Annotated in this window: 12 protein-coding genes; 4 read left to right on the top strand and 8 right to left on the bottom strand. The window is 43.5% G+C overall.

Features of this window, described 5'->3' with window-relative positions; genetic code table 11:
- Nucleotides 1–36 precede the first annotated feature (36 nt).
- Together F7Y48_RS17265 and F7Y48_RS17260 are read right to left on the bottom strand one after the other, a co-directional pair.
- Nucleotides 37–624, bottom strand: coding sequence for a class I SAM-dependent methyltransferase (locus tag F7Y48_RS17265; protein ID WP_005392683.1), 588 nt, complete (start codon nt 622–624; stop codon nt 37–39).
- Between the two features lie 89 nt (nt 625–713).
- Nucleotides 714–2231, bottom strand: coding sequence for a phospholipase D family protein (locus F7Y48_RS17260; protein ID WP_316685130.1), 1518 nt, complete (start codon nt 2229–2231; stop codon nt 714–716).
- A 518-nt stretch (nt 2232–2749) separates the two neighbouring features.
- Here F7Y48_RS17260 and F7Y48_RS17255 point away from each other — a divergent pair.
- From F7Y48_RS17255 to F7Y48_RS17240, 4 genes are all read left to right on the top strand, one after another.
- Entirely contained in the window at nt 2750–3907 is a 1158-nt protein-coding gene (locus tag F7Y48_RS17255) for an efflux RND transporter periplasmic adaptor subunit (RefSeq protein ID WP_316685128.1), read from the top strand.
- A 13-nt stretch (nt 3908–3920) separates the two neighbouring features.
- A complete protein-coding gene (locus F7Y48_RS17250) occupies nt 3921–7073 on the top strand; it encodes an efflux RND transporter permease subunit (protein WP_203347642.1) in 3153 nt (1050 codons plus the stop codon).
- A 342-nt stretch (nt 7074–7415) separates the two neighbouring features.
- Nucleotides 7416–7682, top strand: a complete 267-nt coding sequence (locus tag F7Y48_RS17245) for a hypothetical protein (protein WP_316685127.1) — start codon at nt 7416–7418, stop codon at nt 7680–7682.
- A 389-nt stretch (nt 7683–8071) separates the two neighbouring features.
- Nucleotides 8072–8905: a DNAase gene (locus tag F7Y48_RS17240; protein WP_256898444.1), complete on the top strand. Its 834-nt coding sequence runs from the start codon at nt 8072–8074 to the stop codon at nt 8903–8905.
- 533 nt (nt 8906–9438) lie between these two features.
- Here F7Y48_RS17240 and F7Y48_RS17235 read toward each other — a convergent pair.
- The 6 genes from F7Y48_RS17235 to F7Y48_RS17210 are packed head-to-tail and all read right to left on the bottom strand — an operon-like array spanning nt 9439 to nt 14699.
- On the bottom strand, nt 9439–10098 hold the full coding sequence (locus F7Y48_RS17235) for an HAD family hydrolase (RefSeq protein WP_243328042.1): 660 nt from the start codon (nt 10096–10098) through the stop codon (nt 9439–9441).
- Between the two features lie 2 nt (nt 10099–10100).
- Nucleotides 10101–11120, bottom strand: coding sequence for an ABC transporter ATP-binding protein (locus F7Y48_RS17230; RefSeq protein WP_316685125.1), 1020 nt, complete (start codon nt 11118–11120; stop codon nt 10101–10103).
- A complete protein-coding gene (locus F7Y48_RS17225) occupies nt 11117–11905 on the bottom strand; it encodes an ABC transporter permease (RefSeq protein ID WP_316685124.1) in 789 nt (262 codons plus the stop codon). The genes F7Y48_RS17230 and F7Y48_RS17225 overlap by 4 nt, the downstream gene beginning before the upstream one ends.
- A 2-nt stretch (nt 11906–11907) precedes the next feature.
- Entirely contained in the window at nt 11908–12798 is an 891-nt protein-coding gene (locus F7Y48_RS17220; RefSeq protein ID WP_316685123.1) for an ABC transporter permease, read from the bottom strand.
- Nucleotides 12795–13619, bottom strand: coding sequence for an alkaline phosphatase family protein (locus F7Y48_RS17215; protein WP_316685122.1), 825 nt, complete (start codon nt 13617–13619; stop codon nt 12795–12797). Before F7Y48_RS17215 ends, F7Y48_RS17220 begins: the two co-directional genes overlap by 4 nt.
- A gap of 12 nt (nt 13620–13631) precedes the next feature.
- Nucleotides 13632–14699 carry an ABC transporter substrate-binding protein gene (locus F7Y48_RS17210; RefSeq protein ID WP_005392695.1) on the bottom strand — a complete coding sequence of 356 codons (1068 nt, stop codon included), beginning with the start codon at nt 14697–14699 and terminating at the stop codon, nt 13632–13634.
- Nucleotides 14700–14735: the final 36 nt, after the last annotated feature.

Genomic DNA, 14735 nt, shown 5'->3' with positions numbered 1-14735 from the left:
ACTGATTTGAAGTGCTGCTTTCTTGAGAGACCGCTTTTAGCGCTTGCGAGCGGTCACACTAAACATGTGCCAGTGTTTTGGGCTTCCGACTACCGTGGTTCCGTCTTCATCTCTTTCATTCAATGAAATGAGTTCGTAATCCTCGAATAAACTTTCCACTTCCTTTTTCGTTAATGCGGTAATGTTCGGATGCATTTCTGATGCAACCCAGGAGTCTTTTACTCCTAAGAAATCACCGCAAAAGATACCGCCAGGTTGTAAGGCACTGTCTATTTTGGTCCAAACTTGCTCAAAGCCTTCGTCCGGGCAAAAGAACAAACTGGCATTCGCGATAACCAGGCTGCATTGAGGATAGTCAAACTCAGTAAAACAGCACTGTGAAATTGAGAAACGCTTGTGGCCTTCAAAGCGTGTTAAACAAGTTTTTACTGCATCTTCATGGCTATCAAATGCGTGAACGTTAAACCCCTGTTCGAGGAGAAAATGACTGTCTCGACCTATTCCGCAGCCAATATCAAGAGCGACTTTGCTCTCGAGTTTCAGTAGGTTTACGGCATTTTCTACGTTTGGGCGGTGAGGTTGGTTTAAAATTTTCTGATAGTACTCGTTCCATTGTGCTGACATTGAACTTCCTTGTATTTATTGTGTTTCCCCAAATCTAGTGTCCATTCTTGTATTGCTTTATCGGGGAGGTTTTGAAACATTGGCAATTGTTATAGCTGATCTTCAATTGGCAATATGCCGGAGAACCAAGCGCCCATTTTTCGCCATACTCCGGCCTCTGGTTCAGAATCATATTCTTTGCCTGTTTTTATGTCAGTCCAGACAATGTCTCCGTCGTGCAGAGTTAAGGCATAGGCGTTATTCGACAATTGATTCGGCAGTTGTTCTAGAAACATTTGCACATATTCTGGCTGTTCGATAACAACGGCCATTTCGGTATTCAAAGCGGCTGAACGTGGATCCCAGTTCATCGAGCCAACAAACAGAGTTTTGTCATCAATCGTCATTGCTTTTGCGTGTAAACTTGCTCTGCTGCTCCCCGTGAGGCTCCACTTGCTTTTGAGTTTCGCGCTCGCTTTTACTTCCCATAGCTTGACCCCAGCTTCGAGTAGGTCTGTTCGATATTTTGCGTACCAACCATGCACGGCAAACACGTCGTTAGAGGCGAGACTATTGGTCACTATCGTGATATCAACACCTCGCTTGGCCGCGTTACGCAATGCTTGAGTGCCGACTTCGGTTGGGACGAAATAGGGGGAGATAAGAACAAATGAATGTTCAACACTTTTAACCAGCTCCGTTAAATTATCAATAAGTTGGCTCTCTCGGGTCGCAACTTTATCGGGTAAGTCAAACCATACTTTTGCTTCTCCCCAGTAGAGCTTGAGATTGCCTTGTTTGAGAGCTTGGTACATATCCAGTTTAGTGAAGTCATAACGGCCGGTTGAGAACTTTTCCTCTAGCTGGAGTTTGTCGACCTGCTTTTGAATCGCCAGGTCGGTAATTTGCTGTGAGTCCGGTGTTATCCATTCCATTGGTATCGCATAGGCGCTATTCCAATAGAGGTCGAACTGATCTGCAGTTTGTTGTACCGCCTCACCATAGAGCAGTAGATCAAAATCACCAAATTCGACCTGTGATTCAAAAGAAAAGTACTCATTGCCGATATTCCTACCCCCGACAATGGCAGAAACACTGTCTGCAATCAGAGACTTATTATGCATACGACGATTAAGACGTTCAAAATCGCTAGCAAGAGCGAACCAGCGGGAGTCGCGATACTGATGCGGATTGAATAAGCGGATTTCGATATTAGGATGTGCATTGAGGGCAGCCATCACGTCATCGTTTCGCTTTTGCATATCGTCAAGCAACAGCCTTACTCGGACTCCACGCTTTGCCGCTTCATACAAGCGCCACGTTATTAGCTGACTCGTTTCGTCACCACGGTAAATATAGTATTGAAGATCAAGGCTTTTTTGTGCGGACTCGATTAAAGAGGTGCGAGCAAGAAGGGCATCGTGTCCTTGATTTAACGGGGAAAAGCCAGTTATTGACTTTGGGTCTTTCCCGTAAGCTTCAAAGTACTGTGCAAGCACAGAGTCACCTTGATACCCAAGTTGGAAGCTAGTGGATTTTTCACTGGGATCGTTCAATGACACGGATGAACATGCCGATAAAATTGTGAATAAAGAAGGGAAGAGCAGCTTAGCGAGTGTATGTAACAAAGTACATTTCCTTGTCTTACAGAGTGTTACTTATCAGAAATTATAGACCTAAGTTGCCGCAGCGTGCATCCAACAAGGTTGGATAACGGGCTATTAATCAATGAATTGTCATGTTCTCGGGATTAAGTTCACCTTTTTGAACGCAGATAATCATTTATTTTAATTATGATTGTGTCTGAATTGGTCATAATCACTAATATCTGGTGATTATGACCAATAGCACACTGGTTAAAATAGTTGAGTGATAATAACTATTTGAATTTTAATAAATAAATGCCTGGCACGTCCCTTGCTATTTAAAAGAAGAGTTAAGTCAGGGCAACTTGCGAAGTTAGTTAATTTTTTGTTAATTTTATTAACTTTGAATTGGCAATAACTCTGTAGTTAGCAACCGAAAAAGCAAGGTACGCGCTGCTTTGACGTCTATTCAAATGTAATTCCCTCACCATCATGCTTACAGGGAGTCAAAGATTTAATAAAAGCATGGTGATGAAAACAACAATAAAAAAGGATTTTCGATGTTAGCAAAACCCGTATTACGTTGGCTTTTACCTTTCGTTGTCGTTGGTGGCTCTTATGCAGGATATGCCGCAATCGCCGCGACAGCTCCGGAAAAAGAGTCAACCAAAGATGCCATTACAGAGCCTACCGTTCAGGCTTCTTCTCTTTTTCCTACCGATCATAAAGTGGTGATAACCAGCCATGGTGAGTTAGTCCCTTTTGAAAAAACACACCTTTCCGCGCAAGTCAGTGGTGAAGTGATAAGTTGGCACCCTAATTTTGTAACGGGTGGGATCGTGAAACGAGGAGAAGTGCTGTTCACGATTGAAAGTGACAACTACGAAGCGTCGGTTTTGCAAGCCGAAGCCAATTTAGCTAGCGCACGTGCGAGCTTGATTGAGGAGCAAGCCAAAGCGGAAGTGGCAAAACGCCAGGCCAAGAGACTGAGCGATAAGCAAGTGACAGACCTGTATTTACGTAAGCCTCAGGTTTTGAGCGCGCAAGCGCAAGTGAAGTCGGCTCAAGCGGCACTCAAACGAGCAAAAAGAGATTTAGAAAATTGCAAAGTCGTTGCACCTTACGATGCGCTGGTTGTTGAGCGTGATATTGGTGTTGGTCAATTTGTCACATCTGGCTCTCGAGTTGCCACGCTAAACAACATTGAAGTGGCGGAGGTGCACATACCAATTGCCGGTTTTGATAGTGCATTTTTACCCGAATCCATTGGTGAGCTCACTGCGACAGTAACGCAGCAAGGTGTGTTTTCTACCACTAGAGAAGGTCGAGTGGTTCGTGATTTAGGCATGATTGATAGCGCTACCCGAATGATTAACATGGTCATTCAAATCGCAGACCCATATGGTATTGATAATCAGCAGCCTCCAATTAAATTTGGCTCCTACGTTGAAGTGAGCTTTACAGGTAAGGAGCTAAAGCATATCTATCGCCTGCCACAGGAATTAGTCAAAAATCGCACGGTATGGGTAGTGAATGGTGAGAATCAACTTCAACCTCGGACGGTAACGGTCTTGAGAGCAGAAGGTGAGTTTTTACTTGTGGGGGAAGGCTTAGAGCAAAGTGATAAGTTGGTACTTACCTTGCCGGAGTACCCTCAAAAAGGCATGGCGGTACAAATCGCAAAAAAGAGTGACGACTCCGAAACCGTCGTACAGTAAGTAGGAGTTTGTCATGGAAGATACTAAACAAAAGGGCTTAATTGCCTATTTTGCGAATAACCCCGTCGCTGCCAACCTTTTGATGGTGTTCATCATCATCATGGGTGTGGTGAGTTTTCTCTTTATTCAAAGGCAGATGTTTCCGAACATTGAGGTGAACTACATTGATGTTCGTGCGACTTATCCTGGCGCTTCACCTCAAGAAATTGAAGAAAGTATTCTCGTTAAGGTTGAGGAATCGATTAAAGATGTCACCGGGATTAAAAAAACGGTCTCAACGGCCTCTAGAGGTAGCGCGTATGTCTCTATCGAGGTAGACGTTAATGCTGATATCAAGCGTGTCTTGGATGATGTAAATCAACGCATTGATACTTTATCCAACTTACCTGCCGGTATGGAACCGATCAATGTCTACCAAGTTGAGTGGCGTCAAGATGTGATAGAAATGGGGTTAGTTGGGGACCGACCGCTTGAAGAGCTCAAACCCATTGCTAAGCAAGTCGAGGATGAATTACTTCAACTCAAAAATGTCATGTTGGTGTATTTGAGTGCACCAGAAGAAGAGATAGCGATTGAAGTTGATCCACTTGTTCTTCGTAAATACGACTTGACGTTGAGCGATATCAGCAGCGCGATCAGTCGTTATTCTGCCAACTTTTCTGCGGGCGAAGTCAAAACAAACTCAGGGATGATCGCAGTAAGGATTGAAAATCAGTACTACCGTGGTGATGAGTTTAGGAATATTCCTGTAAAGCTTGGCGCAAATGGTGCGAAGGTTTTACTGCAAGATATCGCCACGATCAAAGATGGCTTTACGGAAGAAGAGCGCTACTTTGAGTACTCAGGGCAAAATGCGATCTACATGTCTGTTGAAGCGACTCGTGATCAGAACATTATCCCTGTTGCCGAGTCTGTTCGTAATTATATCGAAGCAAAAAATAAGACATTGCCGCAGGACGTTAAGCTCAAAGTCTTAGTGGATACGACCTATTATTTAAATGGTCGTCTCGACATGATGTTGAAAAACTTGCTGCAAGGCGCAGCTCTAGTGGCGATCATGCTGACCATTTTCTTGCGCTTTCGCTTGGCAATGTGGGTAATGATTGGGCTGCCAGTGTGTTTTCTTGGCGCGGTGATGATGATGCCTGCATTAGGGATCACGGTAAACATCGTATCTCTTTTTGCCTTCATTATGGTGCTCGGTATTGTGGTCGATGACGCCATCGTGATGGGAGAGAGCGCCTACAGCGAAATTGAAGAAAAAGGCGGTGGCGTCGAAAATGTGGTTCGCGGTGTCAAACGTGTTGCCACGCCAGCTACTTTTGGTGTTTTGACCACAATTGCCGTGTTTGCCCCTTTCTTGTTGTCTAGCGGTATTGACAGTGCTTTCTTCTATGGTATCGCGGGTGTTGTGATTCTTTGTTTGATCTTCAGTTTGATTGAATCAAAGTTAATCCTTCCTGCTCACCTCGCACATACCCACTTTAAGCCAGTTAAACCTGGTGGCTGGCGTGACCGATTTAACCAACGCTTTTTTGGCTTTGTAAACGGCACTTATCGTAATTTTGTCACGACATGTACGCATTGGCGCTGGACAGTGTTTGCTGTGTTTTGCGGTTTACTGCTGATCAGTGCGGCTTTGGTCAACGCGAATTATGTTCGGGTGATCCCTAACCCTAAAGTGCCTACTGATTATCCTGCGATCACTATTGAAATGAACGATACCGTTTCAAGTGAGCAAACAATCAGCGCTCTTAAGACCATCGAACGTGTGATGCAAAAAATTGAATCAGAGACCATCGCAGAACATGGTCAAGGCATGATTCGTGATGTGCTTTCGTACAACCGAAGCCGTACCGAAGGCCGTGTTTTAGTGCCATTGGTTGATGAGGAATTACGCCCGTTCAATACATTTGAACTTGCTCGACGTTGGCGTGAAGCTATGCCAGTTATTCCTGGAATGAAGAGCATCAAAATCCGCGAGCAGAGCGCGGGTGGCGGTGACAGAGATGAGTTTGGTTACTTGCTGTTTGGTTCTAATATTAATGAATTGAACGAGGCTGGGCGTTACTTGATAGAGCGTTTACAGCAGGAAGAAGGGCTATACGATATTTCATCTTCTATTGATTCAGGAAGCAAAGAAGTGCTCCTTTCTCTTGCGCCTGTAGCGTACGATCTCGGACTGGATCTCACCATGATCGCAGAGCAAGTGGGTGGCAGCTTCTACGGTGGTGAAGCACAGCGTCTTATTCGTGATGGTGAAGAAATCAAAGTTATGGTGCGTTACCCGCAACTGACACGTGAAGCATTTTCATCATTACGTTACGCTGTGATTACCACGCCAGCAGGTAAGAAGGTCATGCTGGGTGATGTGGTGAAGATTAACGAGCAGCCGGGCGTGAGTAGCATTCGACGTGAAGGTGGGTATCAAACCGTTTATGTCTATGGTTCGATAGACGAAGAATTGGTTGAACCTCAAGAAATCGTGAAGGTCATCGACGACAATATCTTACCGGACATGAAGCAAGCCTTCCCGAGTGTGAAAACGGAATTAGGTGGTGATATTGAAGAGCAGGCAGCGCAGCGTAATGAACAGATTTTGTTCTTTATTGCAGGCATGATCATCGTCTACATCTTGTTAGCCGTACCGTTAAAAAGTTATACCCAACCTTTGATTGTAATGTCAGTCATTCCATTTAGTCTGACGGGGGCGATTTGGGGCCACTTCTGGCTAGGTTTGGATATCAGTATGATGTCGACATTTGGTTTGATCGCCGCTGCTGGCGTGGTTATCAACGACTCTCTAGTTATGACAGATTACGTAAACCAAGTGAGAGAAAAGGGTATGAACATCAAACAAGCGGTGGTTGAAGCGGGCTGTGCACGCTTTCGAGCGATCACGCTCACCTCAATAACGACGTTTGCGGGTGTATTGCCGATTATGTTTGAAACGAGCTTGCAGGCGCGTTTTGTCATACCAATGGCTGTAGCTTTGGGCTTTGCGGTGTTGTACGCAACGGTTCTGACTTTAGTGCTGGTGCCTTGTTTGTATTTAATGCTTGAAGATATTAAAAATATTTTCAGATCGATTAAGGGGCTTCTTCATCGCTTTATCAATCGTTTCAGAAAGTCGCCAGTGACGTCGAGCGTTGAAGTAAATATATAGAGTTAACAAGCTTGATGTTAACGATTAGGAGCAGCCTTCGGGCTGCTTTTTTATTTCTGTATTTTGATTCAAAGCAGTTCTAGAGTGGGTTGTTACGTAATTTATTCGATGAAAGAACAGCGAGAAAATCTCCTGATAAGTTATTCTTTTTATGAATACCTTTTGCGTGTTTGATTCCATTGGTTAATTTAACACTTGGTTAGCGAAATTTACCAGAGGGAGATAATGATGAATATATGGATTTATTTAAGTTATTGAAAAATAACAAAATAAAAGTTGGCATCGTATGTGCAATATATAAATTGTAACTAAAACGAACTGCTAATCCTCAAGGAGCTTATTATGAAAAGCGTATTTCTATCTACTCTAAGTCTTATTGTTGTAATGTCATCACCAATCGCTGCTGCTAACACTTTAGACAAAGAGGAGTGGAGCTTAGATTTACGTCAGGACTTTTCTGAAATGAAGCATGAAGCTGTAGCAGATATTCAGCAAATGAATATGGATGCCATCCACGCACGCGATGAGCGTATCGTGAAAAACATTAAAGATGAGCAAGAACAGTTAGTAAAGGTAACGTGCCACAAAGAGAAAGCAAGCAAGTCATAACCGCCGATAAAGAGACTAACAGACGAAAATGAATCCAATACGAGTTCAGTGCTAGTTAGCAGTAAGCACTGACCTTGTTGCTCTACTTGCCAGCCTTTTAAGGCTGGCTTTTTTGTTTCTCATTTCATAGGTGGTCTCAGAGCCTCAAGCTTATTATCAATCGTTGGCGTGTTTGATGAGCTATCGCTGGAGCGGATGTAACTTTTAAAAGTGTAGATTTCAGTAAACTGGAGGCGATGTTAGATATTTTAAATTTAGAAAAGATCCGTTCTCCTTTTTGACCTTCATCATACCTTAGTATGTGCCTTACCTTTACTTGAATTAGAACTCATATTGCAGGCTCTCGTTTAAAGGTATTGATGCATATTTAAAGAACAAGAGTTAGAAATATGGGCCTTATTAAAACTTGTAAAGATGGCTTTCGAGGAAAACCAGATTTTTCAAACTTGCTACATAATGTATTCCAGATAGATGACTTAGTATTGTCATTTGAGTGTCCGAACAATATATATGAAGGGCATGTATACCAAGATCTTGTGGAGTTAAAACAATTCGATGTTGACTCAAAAGAAGAACGGCATGAAAAGTTAATAAAATTGGCTTCTATTTATTTCTCATTTCAAAAAAAAATATTAAACCCTCTATTACCTATAAATAAACAAGGTGGTTTATATATTAGACTAAGGATCAAGTCTGCCAATGAGAATATTAGATCTGTCAATCAATTATCTTCATTCATAGAAAAAGAGTATGTGGAGTTTTATCATGCTCTAGAGTCTCCTGAAGGATCTAAGAAAGGAGATCATACAGAGATGATGAATGATGCTAACGATTACGCAAATCATCGCTGGGGATTAGAGCCGATAAACGAAGAAAAAAAGAGAGCGAAAGAAGAGTTTCTCGTAGGAGAGTTTCTTCGCGGCTACCCCCCAATTAAATGCCAGGCTATTGATGTTGGAGAGAAAACGTACTCAAAATACGTAGAAGGTAACTTGGAGTATAAGAAGGACTATCGAAGAGTCTACAATTTGCATATCAAAAATGAGTTTTACTTTAGTATCGAGTTTTTATACGAAATCGAGCCTATGTTTGCTCAAAAAAAGTTTTTAGATTGGGTGAGAAGTGCTGATGAAACCTTTGAGAAAAAGGTGTTAGAGTTACTAGAATTGTCTCCGCTTGTTGATTCGTATACTACCTCCAAGGTAGAGAGATTGACCAAATAAAATTGATCCTGTGCGCTCTGACTTTCAACTTAAAGAAAAAAGCCCGCAAAGAATTTCCTCTGCGGGCGTAATAAAGGGCACCAAATTGGGTGTCTATTCATTTTGGAGGTGGTCGAACGTCCATATAAAACTGACAATAGGCTTGGTGAGAGGCTTACCACCAGCGCGACCAACGGAGCTAAAGTTAACATTGTTGCAATGATTGTTAAAATGTTAATTCTTCAATCAATGTTTTCATTATCGTTAGTCTGGATTGTGAATATGTTGTTCTATTGTTCCTGGAATGCTTGACTGTCGGATTTGAATACATCATGAGATATAGATGGCCCTTTCTTTATCCATTTTGGTTATATAAATCTTGTCATATCACACTGCTAAATCTTCATTATTTTTAATAATTCGACATGGATTACGCCATTTTGTTACTGGTGTGTTTGTTTTTCGATGGTCTCAAATTTGAGTTCACGTATAACCAGGCAATTAAAGGAAAAGAGCAGCAGTTCGCTGCCCTTTATTGCTATAAAGACCGAAGGCTAATTCCAACGTAATAGCGTCCAATGTGATCGATTCGCGTGTTCTTTGAGGCGTGGGCATGGATTTACCAGGTAGGTGTAATCTGCGTATTCACATAAAGGCAAATCGTTGATTGAATCGGTATAGAAATGGATTTCAGAATAAGGCTCAGGCTGATTTTCTAGCCACTGTTTTAAGCGCGTGACTTTACCTTCACGATAACTAGGGACACCGTCGATTTCAGCGGTATAACAGTTGTCTTTCTCAATTAAATCAATTCCGAGTACGGTTGGAATATTAAGACGGCGACCAACGGCTTCCACCAAAAAAGTGACGCTGGCAGAGATGATAACCATATCTATACCATCACGAGACAGTTGCTCAATCAGAGTTTTGGCTTGAGGAAACTGTTTAGCCAGAATATGGCTTTCAACACATTCTTCAACCAAGGCGTTTACTTCTTCAATCGGCATGTTTTCTAGTGGCTTCATGGAGAACGCTAGGTAATCTTCCATGTCCATTTTGCCTTCAGAGTACAAGGCCATTAGACGCTGATCTTCCTTAATAAATAAAGGATCAGTCGCGATGCCTCTCTCAACCATAAACTCGTTCCAAATCATTGCGCAGTCAGCGTTTATTAGGGTTTCATCCATATCAAAAACATACAAAGGTTTGGACATGTTTAGGCTCTCACTGGTTGTATTTCGTTTAGGTTAAAGAGTAGCTCTAGTTGGCTGCCATTCGCTAGTAAGCGTTCTGAAGAGCGGTTAAGTAAGTCAACAGTGAGCTCACACTCTTCAACGTTCACTTGATAGCGAATAACATTACCTAGAAGCTGGTGGTTGGTGATCGTACCTACTTGTGGCGCTGAGATGTGGCTATCATATTGACGACCTTGCTCTTTTACATATATAGACTCTGGGCGAATCGCTACTTTCCATTCGGTATCAATGTTGAAGAGTTGCTTGGCTTTATTGGCTTCTACAAGGTTGTAGTGTCCCATGAAACCGGCCACAAACTCGTTAGCAGGATGAGTATAAATTTCTTCAGGTGTTCCTGCTTGAACAATTTCCCCTTTACTCATTAGGAAGATACGATCAGACATAATCATCGCCTCTTCTTGGTCATGAGTTACGAAGATAGTGGTGAGATTCATCTCTTTCTGAATACCTCGGATTTGCTGACGAAGATGTTTGCGGATTTTGGCATCAAGCGCAGAAAGTGGCTCATCAAGCAATAATATGCGAGGTTTCACCACCAACGCTCGGGCGAGTGCGACACGCTGGCGCTGACCGCCAGAAAGTTGATGCGGATAATGTTTTTCTTTACCTGCCAGATCCACCAGTTTGATTACTTTAGCTACTTCACGTCGAATATCATCATTCGCAAGCTTTTTCATTTTTAAGCCAAATGCAATGTTGCCTTCAATGGTCATATTGGGAAACAGCGCATACGATTGAAAGACCATCCCAATACCACGCTCTTGCGGGACTTGATGCGTGATATCTTCTCCGTTTACCCAAATCTCGCCGCCATCGACAGGGTTAAGCCCTGCAAGGCTGCGAAGTAGCGTCGATTTACCACAACCGCTAGGGCCCAAAAGCGTAATGAATTCACCTTGCTCGATGTTAAAGTGAATGTCCTCAAATACGGTGTTATCACCAAAACGTTTAGTCAGATTTTTCGCTGTTACGTAGCTCATTGTTTGACTCCTCGGCTGAAACGACTTGCCAACCAAGTCAGGAAAAAAATAAATAGGAAGTAGGTCATCACTAAGGCAGACGTAAAGTGGCCGCTCGTCTGGCGCATGTTATACAAGTAGATTTGCAGGGTTTCATAACGTGTGCCAACTAAAATATTGGCGAACACAAACTCTCCCAACAGAAATGAAAATGAAAGGAAAAGCGATGCCATCAGCCCTTTCTTGAGGTTAGGTAAAATGACCATCAAGAACGCTTTGGTTGTGCTTGCCCCTAGTAAGTGTGCCGCGTCCATTAAATCATTGAGGTTAATAGCTTCGAAGCTATTGGAAATCGCACGATACATGAACGGTAACGCGATGGTGAAGTAAGTGCCTATTAAAATCCAAGGGGTACCGATAAGAGATATTTCACTGTCAGCATAAAGTTGAAGCAAGCCGACGGACGACACCACTGGTGGTACAGCGAATGGTAGCAAAATCAATACGTTCATGAGCTTATCGAGCTTCGGGAAGTAGTAAAACACCACGAATATCGCTGGCAGAACCAGAATCACACTGAGGGTTAGCGAAGCAATACAAATAAACAGCGAACGCCCAAATGCTTGCAAAAAACGTGGGTCGGTCAGCAATTTAACGTACCAATTAAAAGTGAAACCATCCGGAAGTACCGTGGCGCCCCAGCGTGATGAAAGCGAATAGACAAAGGTCGCTAAAATCGGGATGAGCATGATCCCAACAATGGAATAAACCACTGTTTTATGGAATCGTGTATTAACGTTGTGCATGACTACTTCCTACCTGCATAGCTTTTCGAAATGAGCCATTGGTTAATCACTGTGATAAAGGCAAGTAACGCCATTAGAATCACCGAAATCGCAGCGGCGAGATTAGGTTCAAGGAACAGATCTCCCGATACCAGACTCGCGATTCGAATTGTGATGACGTTATAGTTACCGGAGGTCAACGCATAAACACTCGCATATGCGCCAATCGCGTTGGCTATTAAGATAATAAAGGTACCGAATAAGGCTGGTGAGAGCACTGGCAGAGCGACTTTCGCCCAATACTGCGATGTTTTGGCTCCCAATAGCGCAGCAGCTGCTTGCCAATCATCACTCAACGCGTCGAACGCAGGGTAGAGCAACAACACCGCCAGCGGGATTTGGAAGTAGATGTAAATGGCCAGCAGGCCCCATTTACCATAAAGGTCGAAATCACCGAGTAAGCCATACTGCTTGAGCAAAAGGGTAATTGCCCCATTGGTGCCTAAAATAATAATAAAAGCGAATGACAGAGGTACGCCTGCAAAGTTGCTGCTCATGTTCGTAAACGCAATCACACCGTCGCGGACTTTAGAATCGACTCTGCGTAGAGAAGAGACCAACAAAGTCGCAATGGCTAAGCCAAAAATGCTCGACCACACAGCTAACCACAAGCTGTTGCCAAACGCCTGCATCATAAAGGCGGAGTCGAGCACTTCAATGTAGTTATCTAAGGCAAGCTCGTCATCGTAGATAAAGCTGTTTAACAATACCCAAATCATAGGTGCAAGTTGAAATAGGTAGAAAAACAGCGCGAAAGGCGCCAACCAAACGGCTGGCTTAAAGCGCTTTAACCAAGTACTTGCCAAATTTGAGCGTGATTCGCTAGAGCTTGGGGAGAGGACAGAACTGCTCATAGTGCTAACAATTCCTGAGTGTATGGCTTGGTGTGGTCAAGGTTTAGCAATTGACAAACGGTGCCACAAATATCAGTTTGCTTAATATGACAATCTTGATGGGTAAACTTATCACCAATGACAAACAGGGGAACTTCTCGCTCTTCAGGTAAAATCCCACCGTGAGAAAGATCGTTGTTCATGCCATGATCGCTGGTCACAATGATTTGATACCCATCAGCAAGCCATTGTTTGATGTAGTTGGAAAGAATAATGTCTGCACCTCGCGCACAATTGCGGTATTGGCGAGAGTCTAGGCCAAATTTATGTCCTGTATCGTCGATATTCATGGGGTGGATCAGTAAGAAATCAGGTTGATAGTTTCGACGTAAATACTCTGCGTCCAGGAACAAGGCTTCATCAGGATAATGATCCCAATGGTAAAAGCAGCCGTGCTGGATATTCAGAGTTTCATCATGCGTGAAACGATCGCGAACAGGTTCAAATGGCGCGCGATTATAAAGCTCACTTACCCAGTGGTAGGCAGCCGCAGCGGTCACTTTGCCTTGGGCTTTTGCCAAACTGAAAATGGAATCGTGTTTGGATAGACGAACGATATTGTTGTTTACGATGCCGCTTTCTACAGGGTGAACGCCCGTTAAAATGCACTCATAAAGTGGGCGAGACATAGAGGGCAGCTCACATTGCACAGGATAAAGCGTTGCGCGAGTTTCTTGTTGGGAGCGACTTTGTTCTAGAAGACCATTGAGGTAGCCCATGCAATCACGGGCTACCTGATAGTTCAGTCCATCTAGAACAACAAGGATGACCTTATTGCTCATAACGACTTACTCTTATTGCTGGTGGATTAAGACACTTTCTTGCCATTGACGTGGCAGCTTACGCGCGGACTTTTCCCAAGCTGAGAAGTCAGTCACTGGGTGAACATTGCTGTATTGGTCGTTAGCAATTAGCTTGTCTTGCACTGCTTGAGGCAGTGTGATGTTGGTGCGGATTGGACGCGCATAACCTTCTGCTAAGTTGATTTGCCCTTGATCGCTGAAGATGTATTCACGAGCAAGCTTTGCTGCATTAGGGTTCTTCGCATATTTATTGATTATGGTTGTATAACCAGAAATCACAGAGCCATCTTGAGGAATGCTCACTGTAAAGCGGTCGCGGTCAATTTTGTCGCGATAGTTCAACGCATTGAAGTCCCACATGATCGCCACTTCAACTTCGCCTTTTTCTAAGTTGGCGATGTTCGGATCGGTAAATGAAAGACGACCTTGCTTCGCGAGTTCAGAAAAGAACTTGAGCGCAGGCTTGAGGTTGGATTCGTCCCCACCGTTGGCGAACGCTGCGGCGAGAACCGCGTTGTTTGCCTGTGCTGCTACGCCGACGTCACCTACGGTCACTTTGTAGTCGCCTTTTAATAGGTCATCCCACGTTTTTGGCGCGTCTTTTACGAGGTTATTGTTGGAGATAAAAGAAATAGTGCCAGTGTAAGCAAGTGCCCAATGACCATCTTCGTCTTTTGCCCAATCTGGAATGTCATTCCAAGTTGTTGGTTTGTATGGTTGAGTGACGCCTTTTTTAACCGCTACACGTGCGAAGGCAAAGCCTACGTCACCAATGTCTGCGGTCGCGTTTTTCTTCTCAGCTTCGAATTTTGCGATTTCTTGAGCCGAGCTCATATCCGTGTCTTGGTGCTTAAGGTTGTAATTTGACTTTAAATCAGCCCAAGTGTCTTTCCAGTTCGCCCAACTGTCAGGCATACCTACACTGTAAACCGCCCCTTCTTTTTGTGCTGCGGTAACCAATGACTCAATATCGGCTTCTTTCGCTACTGTTGGTGCTGCGAGCGTTACCGCGATGATTGCCGCTGGTGCAGTAATTGAACGACTTAGCAAAGTTTTCATTGTCTCCATCCTTCTGGACTAGGTCAGTAAGTTCGC

The organism is Vibrio sp. 2-1-2a (assembly GCF_032648565.1).
GTDB lineage: Bacteria > Pseudomonadota > Gammaproteobacteria > Enterobacterales > Vibrionaceae > Vibrio > Vibrio diabolicus.
Note: the sequence above shows the minus strand (reverse complement) of the source record. Positions and strands in the feature narration are given on the sequence as shown.